The organism is Cupriavidus sp. UBA2010 (genome assembly GCF_002335265.1).
Lineage (GTDB): Bacteria > Pseudomonadota > Gammaproteobacteria > Burkholderiales > Burkholderiaceae > Cupriavidus > Cupriavidus metallidurans.
On the sequence record NZ_DDCI01000008.1, the window covers coordinates 175009 to 191761 of the forward strand.

General features: G+C 64.5%; 14 protein-coding genes. 6 read left to right on the plus strand and 8 right to left on the minus strand.

Annotation, left to right across the window (positions count from 1 at the left end; translation table 11 throughout):
• Window positions 1-47 precede the first annotated feature (47 nt).
• Window positions 48-2120 (plus strand): putative bifunctional diguanylate cyclase/phosphodiesterase, encoded by a 2073-nt coding sequence (locus B2246_RS03185; RefSeq protein ID WP_286881812.1) that lies wholly within the window; start codon window positions 48-50, stop codon window positions 2118-2120.
• Window positions 2121-2159: 39 nt separating this feature from the next.
• On the opposite strand, the gene B2246_RS03190 is transcribed toward B2246_RS03185, so the two are convergent.
• Window positions 2160-2426: a hypothetical protein gene (locus B2246_RS03190; RefSeq protein ID WP_008646765.1), complete on the minus strand. Its 267-nt coding sequence runs from the start codon at window positions 2424-2426 to the stop codon at window positions 2160-2162.
• A gap of 333 nt (window positions 2427-2759) precedes the next feature.
• Here B2246_RS03190 and B2246_RS03195 point away from each other — a divergent pair, with 333 nt between their 5' ends.
• Window positions 2760-3059: an H-NS family nucleoid-associated regulatory protein gene (locus B2246_RS03195; protein ID WP_008646763.1), complete on the plus strand. Its 300-nt coding sequence runs from the start codon at window positions 2760-2762 to the stop codon at window positions 3057-3059.
• 65 nt (window positions 3060-3124) lie between these two features.
• Here B2246_RS03195 and B2246_RS03200 read toward each other — a convergent pair whose 3' ends face one another.
• Entirely contained in the window at window positions 3125-3631 is a 507-nt protein-coding gene (locus tag B2246_RS03200) for a hypothetical protein (protein ID WP_286881763.1), read from the minus strand.
• A 151-nt stretch (window positions 3632-3782) separates the two neighbouring features.
• Between B2246_RS03200 and B2246_RS03205 the strand changes: the two genes are divergently transcribed.
• Genes B2246_RS03205 through B2246_RS03215 form a run of 3 tightly spaced genes read left to right on the plus strand, consistent with a single transcriptional unit; the run spans window position 3783 to window position 6354 of the window.
• Complete coding sequence (locus B2246_RS03205) at window positions 3783-4460, plus strand: heavy metal response regulator transcription factor (protein WP_008646759.1); 678 nt, start codon at window positions 3783-3785, stop codon at window positions 4458-4460.
• Window positions 4460-5902, plus strand: a complete 1443-nt coding sequence (locus tag B2246_RS03210; protein WP_286881811.1) for a heavy metal sensor histidine kinase — start codon at window positions 4460-4462, stop codon at window positions 5900-5902. The genes B2246_RS03205 and B2246_RS03210 overlap by 1 nt, the downstream gene beginning before the upstream one ends.
• A 44-nt stretch (window positions 5903-5946) precedes the next feature.
• The gene (locus B2246_RS03215; RefSeq protein ID WP_008646756.1) at window positions 5947-6354 is read left to right on the plus strand and encodes a VOC family protein; all 408 of its coding nucleotides are present in this window, start codon (window positions 5947-5949) and stop codon (window positions 6352-6354) included.
• Between the two features lie 122 nt (window positions 6355-6476).
• Here the strand turns inward: B2246_RS03215 and B2246_RS03220 are convergent, their stop codons facing one another.
• The 4 genes from B2246_RS03220 to czcI form a co-directional block, all read right to left on the minus strand.
• On the minus strand, window positions 6477-9608 hold the full coding sequence (locus B2246_RS03220) for a CusA/CzcA family heavy metal efflux RND transporter (RefSeq protein ID WP_035883504.1): 3132 nt from the start codon (window positions 9606-9608) through the stop codon (window positions 6477-6479).
• Window positions 9609-9622: 14 nt separating this feature from the next.
• Complete coding sequence (locus B2246_RS03225; protein ID WP_286881762.1) at window positions 9623-10843, minus strand: efflux RND transporter periplasmic adaptor subunit; 1221 nt, start codon at window positions 10841-10843, stop codon at window positions 9623-9625.
• Window positions 10844-10854: 11 nt separating this feature from the next.
• Window positions 10855-12150: a TolC family protein gene (locus tag B2246_RS03230; protein WP_152415007.1), complete on the minus strand. Its 1296-nt coding sequence runs from the start codon at window positions 12148-12150 to the stop codon at window positions 10855-10857.
• Between the two features lie 97 nt (window positions 12151-12247).
• Complete coding sequence (gene czcI / locus B2246_RS03235) at window positions 12248-12625, minus strand: cation efflux protein, CzcI family (RefSeq protein WP_008646751.1); 378 nt, start codon at window positions 12623-12625, stop codon at window positions 12248-12250.
• A 146-nt stretch (window positions 12626-12771) separates the two neighbouring features.
• Here czcI and B2246_RS03240 point away from each other — a divergent pair, with 146 nt between their 5' ends.
• Window positions 12772-15144 carry a heavy metal translocating P-type ATPase gene (locus tag B2246_RS03240; protein WP_286881761.1) on the plus strand — a complete coding sequence of 791 codons (2373 nt, stop codon included), beginning with the start codon at window positions 12772-12774 and terminating at the stop codon, window positions 15142-15144.
• Window positions 15145-15197: 53 nt separating this feature from the next.
• On the opposite strand, the gene B2246_RS03245 is transcribed toward B2246_RS03240, so the two are convergent.
• Window positions 15198-16088, minus strand: a complete 891-nt coding sequence (locus B2246_RS03245) for a polysaccharide deacetylase family protein (protein WP_286881760.1) — start codon at window positions 16086-16088, stop codon at window positions 15198-15200.
• Between the two features lie 7 nt (window positions 16089-16095).
• A partial coding sequence (locus tag B2246_RS03250; protein ID WP_286962587.1) for a bifunctional UDP-4-keto-pentose/UDP-xylose synthase occupies window positions 16096-16753 on the minus strand: 658 nt, incomplete at its 5' end.

Consider the following 16753-nt stretch of genomic DNA (forward strand, 5'->3'; position numbering starts at 1 on the left):
GCCGCCACCTCGAAGTCATCGCCTCGTTCGAAGTCATCGCCCCCACCATGTTTCCCGCCAGTTACGACGCGTTACTCGTCCTGTTTTCGGTCATTGTTGCCGTTCTCGCTTCCTATACCGCGCTGGACATGGCAGGGCGCATCTCCACCGCGAGCGGCCGCTATGCGCGGCTGTGGCTGGCCGGCGGGGCAGTGGCCATGGGGCTTGGCATCTGGTCGATGCACTTCCTGGGCATGTTGTCGTTCAGCCTGCCGATTCCGCTGGGCTACGACCCCGCCATCACGGCTGTCTCACTGCTGATCGCCATTGTTGCCTCGGCATTCGCGCTGCGGCTCGTCTGCCTGGAGCATCTGCCGCGCAGGCGACTGGCGCTTGGCGCGCTGGTGCTCGGCGGGGCCGTAGCCAGCATGCATTACACGGGCATGGCGGCATTGCGCATGCAACCGGGCATTCAGTACGACCCGTGGTTGTTTCTATTGTCGATCCTGATCGCCGTGGGGGCATCCGGGGCGGCGCTCTGGATTGCCTTCCGATTGCGGCGGCACATGCCGCGCGTGCATCAACTGCGCTTTGGGGCGGCACTGGTGATGGGCGGCGCCGTCGCGGCGATGCACTACACCGGCATGGCCGCGGCGAGGTTTCCTATCGGTAGTGTGTGTGGCGCAGCGGGCGGCGGGCTGCAGGGCAATACGCTGGCGCTGCCCATTCTCGTGATCACGATCTGCGTCCTGGCCGTGGCGCTGATTACGTCGGTGCTCGACATGCGCCTGGAAATGCGCACGGCGGTGCTGGCCGACGCGTTGGGCGTCGCGAACGAAGAGCTGGAATTTCTGGCGCTACACGACAAGCTCACCCATCTGCCGAACCGCGTGCTGCTGGAAGACCGTTTCACGCTGGCGATTCAGGCAGCGGCCCGGCAGCATGGCCGTTTTGCCGTGCTTTTCGTCGATCTGGATGGATTCAAGGGCGTCAACGATACCTACGGACACCAGGTCGGCGACGGGCTGTTGGTGGAAATCGCCAGTCGGCTGCGGGCATCGGTCTCGTCGGAAGATACGATCGCGCGTGTCGGTGGCGATGAATTCGTGCTGCTGGTCCACGTCGACGAACCTGAGGATGCGGGTGTCGTCGCCGGGAAGCTGATCGACGTGCTGCGAGAGCCCGCAAATGTGGCGGGCCACATGTTGCACGTTTCAGGCAGCATCGGCATCGCGATCTACCCGGTCGACGGACAGGATCAGGACGCGTTGATGACCAATGCCGACGCCGCGATGTACCACGCGAAGGCATCAGGCCGGAACGCGAGCTACTTCTTCGAGCGGTCGATGAACCATCAGGCGCGGGCGCAGCAGATGCTGATCCAGGACTTGCGCGCGGCCCTGAGAAACGGGCAATTGCAGTTGCACTATCAGCCGAAGTTCTCGGCTGTCGACAATGTGCTGGTAGGCGCCGAGGCGTTGCTGCGCTGGAATCATCCCGTGCAGGGCCAACTGATGCCGGACCAGTTCATCACGCTGGCTGAGAAGACCGGAGCGATCGTGCCGATCGGGACGTGGGTACTCAACGAGGCGTGCCGGCAATTGGCGTTATGGCACGACATGGGGCACAAGCATTGGTCGATGGCGGTCAACCTTTCCGCGCTGCAGTTCTGTCATGTGGGCATGGTCGAGTCGGTAGCCGAGGCGTTAGCGCGGCATAAGGTCGAGCCAAGACGATTGACGCTCGAGATTACGGAAACTACCGCCATGCGCGATGTGGAGACCACGCTCGCGATCATGACCCAGCTCGACGAGATGGGCGTGCGGATTGCGATCGATGATTTCGGTACTGGATATTCAAGCCTGCTGCATCTGAAGCGCATCCCAGCGAGCGAATTGAAGATCGACCGGGGATTCGTGCGCGATCTCGCTGAGGACAGCGAGGATGCCGCGATCGTATCGGCCATCGTGGCGCTGGGCCGAACGCTGAATTTGCAGGTAGTGGCTGAGGGCGTGGAAACGACCGCTCAGCGGTCGTTCCTGGCAGGTCTGGGGTGTGATGCGTTACAGGGCTATCTACTTGGCAGGCCGATGCCTGCGGCGCAGTTCACTGAACTGGCGATGGCCGATGTCGATGCGTGAGCGTGTCATGACGCGTCACGCATCGAGCGACATCCTGTATCAGGCCCCGTCGGTGAACACGTCGCGCTTGCCCGTTGCGCTGAAGCCGCCGTCTGTGTACGGGCTACGCGGGTCGTGGATGGCGCGGCCGCCATCGGTGTACGGATCGCGCGTGCCAGTGCGCTCGACCAGGCCATCGCGATTGGTGACGCGCGCGCCGTCGGTGAACGGATCCGCGCTGCGCGGCGCGGCATTGGCCAATCCGGCGGCGCCGGCGAGGGTGGCGGTCAGGGCAGTGTAGAGCAGGGCTTGCTTGATGGTTCGCATCTTGGAATCCTCTTCGTGATATGGGTTACGGGTTGTTCACGGCTTGCTGGAGAGTCTGATCGGTCGTTGTGCGACCTTGGAACCCAGTCTAGAGAGCAGGCCCCGACGCGAACATGACCCTTGGATGACATTGATGTCATTTGTTTGGGGCAATGCGATACGATTGCGGGGCAGGATGCCGACCGGACAATGAATTCGGCCTTGGCGACAAATCCACGCCAAACAACCTGTAGAATCTCAATCTGGTTCGCAATGCACGCTGCGCGGGCCGTCCCCCAAGAATTTCCTTTCTCCAGCCTGTCCAGCCATGTCGACAGGCGCGCACGATGAGTCATGTCCGAGTCTGAGTCAGCCAAACAAGCCGCGGTGGTGTGGGTCCACGAACAGATGGAGCGTCACGGCCTGACGTTCGAAGACCTGGTCGAGGCCGGCTGTTTTGCCGATGCGCATATCGAAGTTGCCGATCAGGCCGAGGCCGTTGCGAAAGCCGCAACGCCGACGCCAGATGCGCCGCCGCGTGTGATGTACCGCAACGCCATGGGGCAAACCTGGGACGGTAATGGGGAATACCCTGATTGGCTGCAACGCGCGGTCAATGCCGGGCAGTCGATCGACTTCTATCGCGTCGAGTAGCGATGCGGTACCCCACCGGGCGCATGGGCGCCTGGTGTATCGGCATCATTGGCTGGCCGGATGCGTCAGCAACGCTCGGCAGTCAGGATCGGTAGGGCTGTGAAGGCGGTAATGGCCAGCGGCTGCGCATGACGCTGGTACTGCATCGCCGCGGGTGGTAATTCCTGCAACAGCATCGCATTGCTGGCGGCTGCGCCCGGTTGCTTGCCGGGGTGATTCGGCGCATCAACGGCTGGTCGGGCATCCTGCCAGACTGGCAGGTCATCCTCCAGCCCTCGCCCGGGGCCCATCTGGCCGATCTGGCCTATCTCGCATTGGGCCTGCGTTCCATTGAGGCCATTCAACTGGCCAATCTCCGCTTCCGCTTCGATCTTGATCGCCGCGTGCCGCTCGGGCATCGACAGGCCGATTGCTTCCGTCAATTCGCAGGCCGCCATATCAGCCGCAGCCGCGCCCTGGACAGGCAGCGCGAGTGAGGCAAGGCACAACAGGAGACCGGAGAACGGGCGTTTCATCGAGGAAATTGGGAACTTGCGCGGGATCAAACTGCCTGTGTTGAGCAGTTGCAGCATTGTACTGCCTCAAACGGTTGCAAAATGGCTATATCAAGATGACATTCGTGCAATGTTCGCCAATTCGTGGCAAAGCTCCGCTAGTGTCTCGGTCTATATCCAGAACCTCGAATAATGGGCCGGTACCATACCGGCTCGGAAGTGAACCAACATGCGCATCCTGATTGTCGAAGACGAGCCGAAGGCCGGTGATTATCTGCTCAAGGGACTCACCGAGTCGGGCTTCGTGGCCGATCTGGCCCGCGACGGCGTGGATGGGCTGGCCCACGCACGCGAGCAGCACTATGACCTGATCGTGCTCGACGTGATGCTGCCCGGCATGGATGGCTGGCAGGTATTGCGCGAACTGCGCCGGGACAAGGACACGCCCGTGCTGTGCCTGACCGCGCGTGACGAATTGTCCGATCGGCTCAAGGGGCTGGAACTGGGCGCAGACGACTACATGGTCAAGCCGTTCGCGTTTGCCGAACTGGTGGCGCGTATCCGGACGATCCTGCGGCGTGGCCCGCTGCGCGAGAGCGAATTCATCGAGGTGGCCGACCTGCAGATCGACACCATCCGCCGCCGCGTGACCCGCGCGGGGCAGAAAATCGACCTCACCTCGAAGGAGTTCGCGCTGCTGCAATTGCTGGCGCGGCGCCGTGGCGAGGTTTTGTCACGCTCGCTGATTGCGTCGCAGGTCTGGGATATGAACTTCGACAGCAACACCAACGTCGTGGACGTGTCGATCCGACGCCTGCGTGCGAAGGTGGATGACCCGTTCCCGAACAAGCTGATCCATACCCGCCGCGGCATGGGCTACGTACTCGACGAATTCGACGAGGCATGATGCGGTTGCTGTCAAAGCTGCAGGCCGCCATGCCGGCATCGCTGACTACGCGGCTGGCGCTGGCCTATGGGCTGACCACAGCGGCGGTGCTGGTTGGCGTGGCAACGTATCTGTCGAGTTCGCTGGGCAACCAGTTGCAGGCGCGCGATGAAGGCGAGCTTGTTGGCGAGGTGCTGCTGGTGCGCCATCTGCTGCGTGAAGTTGGCAGTGAGGCCGAAGTTCGCGCGGACACACACCGATTTGCCGATATCGCGATGGGGCACGAAGGGCTGGTGCTCGTGGTCCGCACGTTGGACGGCGATCCGCTGGTCACCCTCAATCCGCGCAATGAGCGGGTTCCGGACCTGCGCGTCCTGCCGCTCGCCACGGCGCCCGATACGACTCAATTGCAGACCTGGTATCCGCGCAACGGTGTGCCGTCACGCGGCATCGTCGCATTGGGCCAGATTGGCGACTCCGGCCAGACTGTGGAAATCGTCGTGCTCAGCGACGCGGGATATCGCGTGGCGCTGATGCGCGAGTATCACAGCCGATTGCTCGTGGCGGTCCTGTGCGGTGCGATCGTGGCGGCGGCCCTTGGTTTCCTGCTGGCGCGGCGCGGCTTGCGGCCATTGCGGCGGATGGCGAGCGATGCGGCGGCCGTGACCACGAGCCGGCTGGCGACGCGGCTCGACGTAGGCAGCGCACCGGAGGAACTGCGCGATCTGGCGGGCGCGTTCAACGGTATGCTCGCGCGCCTGCAGGACAGCTTCACGCGGCTTTCCACGTTCTCGGCCGATCTGGCGCACGACTTCCGCACACCGATCAGCAACCTCGTGGGCCAGACGCAGGTCACGCTGGCTCAGCGACGCACGGCGCCGGAGTATGAATCGTTGCTCGAGTCGAATCTCGAGGAGTACGAGCGGCTATCGCGCATGATCGAAAACATGCTGTTCCTGGCGCGCGCCGACAACGCACAGGTGGCACTCGGGGCGCGGCCACTCGATGCGCGGGCGGAACTGGACAAGGTGGCGGAGTATTTCGAAGCTGTGGCCGCCGACCGCGACCTGACGCTCTCCGTCGCCGGCGCGGCCACGGTGACTGCGGACCAGCCATTGCTGCGGCGCGCCATCATCAATCTGCTGGATAACGCCCTGCGTCACGCGCCAGCAGGCAGCACGGTGCAATTGGCCGTGTCACGTGGACAGCCGGGCCACACCGTCATCAGGGTGGTGAACTGCGGACCCGGGATCGCTCCGGAGGCGCTGCCACACCTTTTTGCACGCTTCTATCGCGCCGATCCGTCACGTCGCGACTCGGCCAAATCCACAGGTCTCGGCCTTGCCATTGTCGACACCATCATGCGGCTGCATGGCGGCAGCGTGTCCGTGCGCAGCGTGGACGGACAGACCACGTTTGAACTCGACTTTCCTGACAAGGCTGTCAGTAGGGCAGGCGCATAATAGTCGGCTCGCGGGCTATGCCCGCTCCACGTAAGGAGACCGACATGCAGGTGCAACCGTATCTCGATTTCGGCGGCCGTTTTGACGAGGCAATGGCGTTCTACGGCAAGGTGATGGGCGCCAAAGTGACGTTTATGATGCGCTACAAGGACGCGCCCGAAGGGCAGCCCAAGCCATCGCCCGCCTGGGCCGAGAAAGTCATGCACGCGAATATCCAGGTGGGTGACAGCCAGTTCATGGCATCGGACGGCCGGGAGGGGCAGACCCCCGCGTTCTCCGGCTTCATGATGTCGGTGGGCGATGTGCCGAATGCGGAGGGTCAGCGGATATTCAATGCGCTGGCCGAAGGCGGTCAGGTGTTCATGCCTTACCAGAAGACATTCTGGGCCGAGGGGTTCGGGATGCTTGTCGACCGGTTCGGCATGACGTGGATGGTCAACTGCGAACACTGACGCAATGACGTATTGCGGGTGGGCGGCCAGACCGTCGTCGCCCGCCTCTTTCCGCCTCCTTCTTCTTTCCCCGGTTTTCTCCTGCCCCCTCTCCCGCGTTCGCGGCAGAGGGGGCAGTCATGTCAGCGGCTCGCCAATCGCCCGTGGGCCCAGCGATACAGCACAGGCAGCACCAGCAGCGTCAGCGCGGTGGATGACAGTATCCCGCCGATCACGACAGTGGCCAGTGGCCGCTGCACCTCTGCGCCGGTGCCCGTGGCAATCGCCATCGGCACGAATCCGAGCGATGCCACGAGCGCCGTCATCAGCACAGGGCGCAGCCGCGTCAACGCGCCGTTGAATACGGCATCATCGAGCGATCGGCCTTCCTCACGCAGCGAGCGGATAAACGAGAGCATGACCAGTCCGTTGAGTACCGCCACACCCGAGAGCGCGATGAAGCCCACCGCCGCGGAGATCGACAACGGAATGCCGCGCATCCACAAGGCCAGCACGCCACCGGTCAATGCAAACGGAATGCCGGTGAAGACGATCAAGCCGTCGCGCACATTGCCGAACATGACGAACAGCAGTACGAATACCATCAGCAGCGCCACGGGCACGACAATCTGGAGCCGTTTCGTCGCCGACTGCAACTGCTCGAATGTGCCACCCCAGGCAATCCAGTAGCCGGTGGGGATCTTCACGCGCGTGTCGATGGCAGCCACGGCCTCGGGCACGAAGGTGCCGAGATCCCGCCCGCGCACATTGGCGCTGATGACGATGCGGCGCTTGCCGTTTTCCCGTGAGATCTGGTTCGGACCTGGCGCGATGGTCAGCGTGGCGACTTCGCCGAGCGGAATGTAGCTTGTTGCCGCGTTGGTGCCCTTGGGCAGGGGGATAGGCAGACGCCGCAGCGCTTCCACGTCGGTGCGAATGCCTTCCGGCAGGCGCACGCCAATGTTGAAGCGGCGGTCGCCCTGGTAGAACACGCCGGCATCGCGGCCGCCCACGGCGATGGCGACGGTGTCCTGGACGTCGATCATGTTCAGCCCGTAGCGTGCCGCGCGGGCGCGGTCGACGTCGACGGTCAGCACTGGCAGGCCCGTGGTCTGTTCGACCTTGACCTCTGTGGCGCCGGATACGGTCTGCAGGACCTTGGCGATACGCTGCGCCGTGGCATCAAGCACCTCGTTATCATCGCCGAACAGCTTGACCGCCACGTCACTGCGCACGCCTGAAATCAGCTCGTTGAAGCGTAGCTGGATCGGCTGCGAGAACTCGTAGCGATTGCCCGGAATTTTCTCCAGTTCGGCTTCGATCGCGGTGCGCAGCGACTCGCGAGAACGGGAGGGATCTGGCCACTTGTCGCGTGGTTTCAGCATGATGTAGGCATCCGAGATGTTGGGTGGCATCGGATCCGATGCGATCTCCGCGGTACCCGTGCGCGCGAAAATGCGCTCGATCTCGGGGAAGGTTGCCTTGAGGCGCGTTTCGATCTGCTGCTGCATCGCCACCGACTGCGTCAGACTCGTACCCGGAATGCGCAGCGCCTGTACCGAGAAATCGCCTTCGTTCAGGTTGGGGATGAACTCGCTCCCGAGGCGCAGCGCCACCAGCCCGCTAAGCAGCACCGCCATGCCCGCGCCGGCGAGCACCACCGGCGTATTGGCCAGGGCACGCTTGAGCACCGGCTCGTACCCGCGGCGAGCCCAGCCCATGATGCGGTTTTCCTTTTCCTCGACGCCGCCGCCAATAAACAGCGCCACGGCTGCCGGCACGAAAGTCACGGAGAGGATCAGCGCGCCAATCAGCGCCAGCACCACGGTCATCGCCATCGGGTGGAACATCTTGCCTTCCACGCCGCTCAGCGCAAAGATCGGGATGTAGACGATCATGATGATGAGCTGGCCATAAACCAGTGGCCGGCGTGCCTCGCTCGCGGCTGCGAACACTTCCTCGAAGCGTTCGGCGCGTGTCAGCGGGCGTCCCAGGCGTTCTTTCGCATGAGCCAGACGTCGGACGCAGTTCTCGACGATCACCACGGCGCCGTCGACGATGATGCCGAAGTCGAGCGCGCCCAGGCTCATCAGGTTCGCGCTGATCTTGTATGACACCATCCCCGTGAACGTGAACAGCATCGACAGCGGGATCACCATCGCCGTGATCAGCGCCGCGCGCAGATTGCCGAGGAACAGGAACAGGATGGCGATCACCAGCACCGCGCCTTCGAGGAGGTTCTTCTTGACCGTGGCGATGGCTTTGTCGACGAGATTGGTCCGATCGTAGACGGTCACCGCCTTGATGCCTGCCGGCAGGGACTTGTTGATCGCGGCCATGCGCGCATCTACGGCCTGGGATACCGCGCGGCTGTTTTCGCCGATCAGCATGAAGACGGTACCCAGGACTACTTCGCGGCCGTTGTCGGTGGCGGCACCGGTGCGCAGTTCGCGGCCAAGGCCCACTTCGGCAAGATCACGGACACGGATCGGCAGGCCTTGAGCGGTGCCCACGATGACGTCCCCGATGTCGTCGATCGACTTGACCTGCCCGGGCGCGCGCACCAGGTACTGCTCGCCGCGCCGCTCGATATAGCCGGCGCCGACATTGGTGTTGTTGCGTTCGAGCGCCTGCACCACGTCCTGCAGCGAGAAGCCGTACGAGGCCAGCTTTTCAGGGCTTGGCGCCACCAGGTATTCCTTGGCGAAGCCGCCGATCGAGTTGATTTCGGTAACGCCGGGCACGTTCCGCAACTGTGGCTTGATGACCCAGTCCTGGATCTCCCGCAGGTCGGTGGGCGTGTATGGCGTGCCATCCGGTTTGCGCGCATCCGGCTCGGCTTCGACGGTCCACAGGTAGATCTCGCCGAGGCCAGTGGAGATGGGGCCCATGGCAGGCACCACGCCTTCCGGGAGCTTGTCCTTGGCTTCCTGGATGCGCTGGTTGACGAGCTGGCGCGCGAAGTAGATATCGGTGCCGTCCTTGAAGATCACCGTTATCTGGGACAAGCCGTAGCGCGACAGCGAACGGGTCTGCTCCAGGCCCGGCAGGCCGGCGATGGTGACCTCCAGCGGATAGGTGACGCGCTGCTCGGTTTCAAGCGGCGAGTATCCGGGCGCCGAAGTGTTGATCTGCACCTGGACGTTGGTGATGTCCGGGACGGCGTCGATCGGCAGGCGGCTGTAGTTGTAGATGCCGAGCCCGGCCATGCCGAGGACCGCCAGCATCACGAGCCATCGCTGCGCGATGGCGAAGCGGAGAATGCGTTCGAACATGAATGGCTCTCCGTTCAGTGCGAATGCTCGGCGTTGCCCTTGCCCTGTTCGGCCTTGAGCACGAAGCTGTTGCCCGCCACATAGCGATCGCCGGCGGCCAGGCCGTCGACGATCTCGATGCGCTTGCCGTCGGTGCGGCCCGTCTTGATCGCCCGGGCGAGGAAGCCTCCCGGCGCCTCAACGAACACCTGCTTCTGGCCGTCCTCGACCTGCACCGCATCCGCTTCGATGATCACGGGGGCTTCGGCGTCGCCAGTGGCCACGCTGACGGTGACGAACAGACCCGGACGCCATGCCATCTCGGGGTTCGGCAGCGTCACGCGGGCCGTGGCGGTACGGGTTTGCTGGCCGAGCAGGGCGCCGACGTAGGAGACCTTGCCTTCCGCTTCGCCATCGAACGCAGCGGAAGCAATACGTACCGATTCGCCCAGCTTCACATGTCCGAGGTCCTTTGGCGCGATGACGAACTCGGCCCAGACCGTGTTGAGATCGGAGATCGTGAAGACCGCGGTTTCCGCCGCGACGGCTTCGCCGAGTGCCAGGTGTTTTTCCACGACGATGCCATCGAAGGGTGCGCGCAGCTCGAACTGGTTGATGGCGCGGGCGCTGGGCTTCGCGCCAATGGCGGTCAGTTTCTGGGCGGCGTTGCGCTCGGCGATTTCGGCTTCCTGCAGCGCGGTACGTGCTGCGAGGAAGTCCTGCTCGGCGGAAACCTTGTCCTCCCAGAGCTTCTTTTCGCGGGTGTAGGTAGTGCGCGCCAGTTCCAGGCGGCGCTGCGCGGCGAGCAACTCACTGCGTTGATCCGATAACTGCGTGCTGGCGAACACTGCCAGCAGGTCGCCTTTCTTCACACGCTGGCCAAGGTTGGCGGACACCGATTCGACAACGCCCGCCACGCGCGGCACCACGTGCGCGGTGCGGTCTTCGTTGAACTTGATCTCGCCGGGGAATTCCACCGCGCTGCGGATGCGGCCCGGGCCGGCGGCGCGGATGTCCAGGTTGGCGTTGCGGATCTGTTCTGGCGTCAGTTCGATCAGTCCGGGTGGCTCGTCGGCTTGTTGCGACGTCTTCGCGGATTCAGCCGAAGCGTTCGACGCGGGCTGGCCGTGCGCGGCCTCACCCTCTTCGTGCGCGTGGTCGTCGCCACGGCCGGAGAGCAGCAGGGCAAGCGCGGCGATCAGGCCGGCGATCACGATGCCAGCGATGGTGATGGCCTGTTTTCGAGTCAAGGTCATGTTGGTTCCTGTCAGCGGCCGAGGATGCGGTCGATCGTGGTGGCGGCTTGCCAGCTATTGGCGACCACACCGAGGTAGCGGATGCGTGCCTGGAACAGCGTGCGCTGGGCATCCAGGACTTCGAGGTAATTGAATTTGCCGGCTTCAAAGCCTTGCGATGCGGCCTGGTAGGCGCGCTCGGCGGCTGGCAGCACGGTTTCGCGCAGGCTCAGCGCCGAGGAGCGGGAGACTTCGAGCTGGCTGGAGGCCTGTTGCAGGTCGTGATCCAACCGAAGGCGTGTTGCGCGGAGTTCGTCGGCGGCCTTGTCGGCCTGACGGATGGCTGTGTACAGATTGCCTTGGTTGCGGTCGAACAGCGGCAGCGGAATGGCGACACCCAGCACGGGGTAGGTGCCGCGCTCCGGCGAACTGTTGTCGCGCTTGGCGCCGACGCTCACCGTCACGTCCGGGTACTGACGACTGCGCTGGACGTTGATCTCGGCCTGCCGGCGATCGAGTTCCCGCTCGCTGGCCAGTAGCGCGGGGGCGCCGTCGAGCGACTGGCGCAGCATTGGTGCCAGAGGGCGGGCGGGCAATGCATCGAGGTTGCCATTGGCCTCGGTGAAGCGTGGCGACGGATTGCCCCATAGCGTGGCGAGCGACTGCCGTGCCGCCACTAGCCCGGCGTCGGCCTCGGAGCGTTCAATCTGCGCATTGGCCAGTTCGACCTGTGCCTTGGTTTCCTCGACTGGCGAGATTTTGCCAGCCGCCACGCGCCGGGCCGCCGCGTTCGCACCACGCGTGGCGATGTCGACCGAGCCGGCCGCCAGCCGCACGCGCTCCTGCGCGACCAGCACGTTGAAGAACGCGCCGATCACGCTGGCCCGCAGGTCGGCCTGCGTGGTGCCAAGCTGTGCTTGGGCTACGTCGCGCGCGCGGTTTGCGGCGCCGATCCGCGCGCTGCGCTTGCCGCCCAGTTCGATCGGAAGGTTGACCTGGCCAGTAGTGGCGCGTGTGGCGGCGCGCGTGTCTTCCATCTGCACGGCGATCTCGGGGTTCGGGATCACGCGTGCCTGTGTGATGCCGCCTTCGGTCGAATCGAGTTCGATGCGGGCGGCGGACAGCGTCGGGTTCTGCGCGGTGGCCAGTGCCAGCGCGGCTTCCAGCGTCAAGGCGCTGGGCGGTTCCTGAGCGGGTACTGGGACCCGTACTGGGGCCGATGCCGGGGCTGCCGCGTCCTGCGCCGATGCGACAGGACTGACGATGGGGCTCAGCGACAGGCAAAGGAGCACGGCCGCCAGGCCGGGGGGCGAAAGGAAGTTTCTCATCGAGTTTCACCAATACGAACGGGAGAAAATCGGCGAGACGACAGGCGCGCCGTTCAGGGGCGCGTGGATTGGAAAGGGGCTTTCCGCGTCTCACCGGCTAGGCGAGACGGGACCACTGAGGGCGGTCTGGAACGGGAGAGGGGATTGAGCCGAACGCGCTGGCGCGTGGCTGATAGTGCACGGTGACGAACGGGTAGTCCCCGGTCATCGCCAACTCGGAGAACAGGCCGTGCGAGCCCGGGAAATGACAGGCATTGCAGTCACCGTCCGGGAGCTTGGCCGATTTGCTGTCCTTCGCGTCTTGCGCTTGCGGGTCGCTGTCGCCGGCGTTGTGCTCGTGCGTGTGGTGGCCAAAGTGCCACTGCCGCGCATCGACCGAGGTCGCCTTCTCGTGTGCGCAATAGGACGCCGCGCCGGCCCAGGCGAACTGGAGCGGCAGCAGTATTGCGAGAAATACAAGCAGTAGGCGGCGCATGGGGGGCGATTATAGGCGTTTGGCGAGCGGCCAAACATTACGTTCATGTCATGTTTGCACCGCTCCAAAGTTTTTCGTTGGGCGCTTGACCCTGTAGCGACTAAAGGGTCTTCAATGGCAGGGAACAAGAATCAATGGAATTTGACATGGCTCGCACCACCCCTGATAACGTCCTGCCGTCATCCTCGGCCGCGCACGGTCGTGGGCATGACCACGATCATCCGCATTCCCGCGAACACAGTCACGACCACAGTCACGAGCACGGTCATGACCACAAGCATGATCACGATCATGCACATGAAGCGGCGCCCGAGGCGGCGCAGCCCAATGCGTGCTGCGGCTCGTCCTGCAGCGCATCGGTTTCGGTCAGTACACCGGTTGCCGCCCCGGCTGGCACCCGCTCGGCAGCCTATCGCATCGAGGCGATGGACTGCCCCACCGAGGAGACGCTGATCCGCAACAAGATCGGTGGTATGGCCGGCGTGGCGGCACTCGATTTCAACCTGATGCAGCGCGTGCTGACGGTCCACCACACGCTCGATTCGCTGGACCCGGTGGTCAAGGCGATCGATTCGCTCGGGATGAAGGCCGAACCGCTGTCCGACTCGGGCGCGAAGGCCGCCATCGCCGAGCCCGGCAAGCCGTGGTGGCCGCTGGCGGCTGCCGGTGCGCTGGCCGTGGGCGCCGAGGTGGCCGAATGGTTCCAGATTGCCACGCCGTACCTGCCCGCCGCGCTGGCGCTGGCCACCGTGCTGTTCGCCGGTCTTGGCGTCTATCGCAAGGGCTGGATCGCCGTGCGCAACGGCAACCTGAACATCAACGCATTGATGAGCATCGCCGTCACGGGCGCGATGCTGATCGGCCAATGGCCTGAGGCGGCCATGGTGATGGTGCTGTTCGCGCTGGCCGAGCGGATCGAGGCAGCCTCGCTGGATCGCGCGCGCAATGCTGTGCGCGGGCTGATGGCGATGGCGCCGGAGCAGGCCACCGTGCGACAGGCCGATGGAAGCTGGCAGCCGGTGGACGCGCGTCAGGTGCCGCTTGGCGCCATGGTGCGGTTGCGCCCTGGTGAACGTGTGGCACTCGACGGCCGCGTCCTGAAGGGACAGTCGGCACTGGATCAGGCGCCGATCACGGGCGAGAGCGTTCCGGTCGACAAGTCCGTGGGCGACAGCCTCTTCGCCGGTTCGATCAACCAATCCGGCGAACTCGAGTACGAGGTGACCGCGCCCGCCGATGAGTCGACGCTGGCCCGCATCATCCACGCCGTGGAAGCCGCGCAGGGCAGCCGTGCGCCCACGCAGCGCTTTGTCGACCAGTTCGCGCGCATCTACACGCCGGTGGTCTTTGCGATTGCGCTCGCAGTCGCAGTGATCCCGCCGCTGTTCATGGGCGAGGCCTGGCTTGCATGGATCTACAAGGCGCTGGTGCTGCTGGTGATCGCCTGCCCCTGCGCGCTCGTGATCTCGACCCCGGTCACCATCGTCAGCGGACTGGCCGCTGCCGCGCGGCGCGGCATCCTGATCAAGGGCGGCGTCTACCTGGAGCAGGGGCGCCAACTGTCCTGGCTGGCGCTCGACAAGACGGGCACGCTGACGCACGGCAAGCCCGCGCAGACCGATATGGCGCTACTCGTCGACGACGCGCCGGAAGCTCGGGCGATTGCCGCAAGCATCGCGGCGCGTTCCGACCACCCCGTCTCGCTCGCGGTGGCCCGTGCGGCCGAAACCGATGGCGTGGCGCGTTTCGAGGTGCAGGATTTCGCGGCGCTGCCGGGGCAGGGCGTGCGTGGCACTGTCAACGGTGTGGCGTACTGCCTTGGCAACCATCGCCTGATTCATGATCTCGGCGCCTGCTCTCCTGCGCTCGAAGCCCGGCTCGAGGCCATCGAGCGGCAAGGCAAGACCATCGTTCTGCTGGCCGCGATGGATTCTGCAGTGCCGCGCGCGCTGATGCTGTTCGGTGTGGCCGACACGGTGCGCGAAACCAGCCGCCAGGCCATCGAGCAACTCCATGAACTCGGCGTGAAGACGTTGATGCTCTCCGGCGACAATCCGCATACGGCCCAGACCATCGGGGAGCTTGTCGGCATCGATGAAGTACGTGGCAATCAGTTGCCGCAGGACAAGGCCGATGCGATCGCCGCGCTGACCGATCAGGCGCACACCCACGCTGGCCGCGTCGGCATGGTCGGTGACGGTATCAACGATGCGCCGGCACTGGCGCGGGCGGATATTGGTTTCGCGATGGGCGCGGCCGGGACGGATACGGCCATCGAGACTGCGGACGTGGCGCTGATGGATGACGACCTGCGCAAGATTCCGGCGTTCGTGCGGCTATCGCGCCAGACTTCGACCATCCTCAAGCAGAACATCACGCTCGCGCTGGGGATCAAGGCCGTGTTCCTGGTCCTGACCGTGATGGGCATGGGCACGATGTGGATGGCCGTGTTTGCCGATATGGGTGCGAGCCTGCTGGTGGTGTTCAACGGGCTGAGGCTGACGCGCAAGGCCGTTTGACGGCCTGTGGCAGTGTCGAGGATTGCACTCCCCGGTATGGGGAGCGCAAAAAATCAGGGCTGAATAATCAGTTCGCCGCTTCGGCCCGGGATTTCACCCCAGGTCACGGGCATCTGTGGCAGATCGCTGCGATCGATGTGCTGGTAATACGTTGCCATCGACACGAGCTGGTGACCTTGCGCGCGCCAGCCTGACAGCAGTCGCTTGAATACCGGCGCCAGCTTGCCACCTTCCAGCTCCGTATGGAGCGTGAAAATGTGGTCGCCGTCGCCCTCGGTCAGCTTGAGCACGGCCTCGTGCACATTGTCTTCGGTCAGGTCGTCCAAGCCGATCAGCTCGTCGAGCGTCGGCAGCGTGGTCGGCATCTGCACGTGGCGGCAGGCCTTGCCATCGACCGTCGGGATGTAGGGCGCCGTCCCGCGTCCATCGGACGCGTAGACCATGCCCCAGTCGTCGATCTGGCGAAACGCCTCGTTGTTCATCTGCCAGCCGGCCGCACCATGCGTCGTCGGGGCGGCGCCGAAGATATCGGTGAAGCGCTCGAACGATTGCTGCATTTGTCGGCGCGTCCAGGCCGCATCGCGCTGGCGCACGTTGTCCTGCCAGTAGACGTGGTCCCAGGTGTGGATGCCGCACTCGTGGCCCGCTGCCGCGGCCGCACGCATTTCGGCGGCGCCCTTGCGGCCGATGTCGGGCCCCGGCAGCAGCACGCCGTACATCAGCGTGCGCAGGCCGTAGTTCGACACCACGGAAGTCCGCGAGACCTTCTTCAGGAAACCGGGACGGAACACCCGGCGCAGCGCCCAGCCCGTGTGATCCGGGCCGAGGCTGAACAGGAACGTGGCTTCCGCCTCGACGGCGGACAGCATGGACAGCAGCGCGGGCACGCCTTCGCGCGTGCCGCGCAGCGTGTCCACGTCTACCTTGAGCGCAATGCGTGCCATGAGGCGATCAGTTGTCGGCGTCGACCAGCGTGCGTGCCTCGACCACCTTGTCGCGATACGCCTCGAAGATCCGGCGCAGCGCCTGCTCCATCGACACCTCCGGCTTCCAGCCCAGTTCCGCGATCGTGTTGTCGATCTTCGGCACGCGGTGCTGCACGTCCTGGTAGCCCTTGCCGTAGAAGTCGCCCGACGACGTCTCCACGATCTTCGTCTTGCGCGCTTCCTCGGCGTACTCCGGATACTCGGCCGCCATCTTCAGCATCATCTCGGCCAGCTCGCGCACCGAGTGGATGTTGCCCGGGTTGCCGATGTTGAAGATCTTGCCGTTGGCCACCCCGTCCTTGTTCTCGATGATGCGCATCAGCGCAGAGATGCCGTCCGAAATATCGGCGAACGCACGCTGCTGCGCGCCACCATCCACCAGCTTGATCGGCTCGCCACGCACGATATGGCCCAGGAACTGCGTGACCACCCGCGACGAACCTTCCTTCGATTCGAAAATCGAGTCCAGCCCTGCGCCGATCCAGTTGAACGGACGGAACAGCGTGTAGTTCAGCCCTTCCTGCATCCCGTAGGCGTGGATCACGCGGTCCATCAGTTGCTTGGAGCAGGCGTAGATCCAGCGCGGCTTGTTGATCGGGCCGTAGATCAGCGGCGAGGCTTCC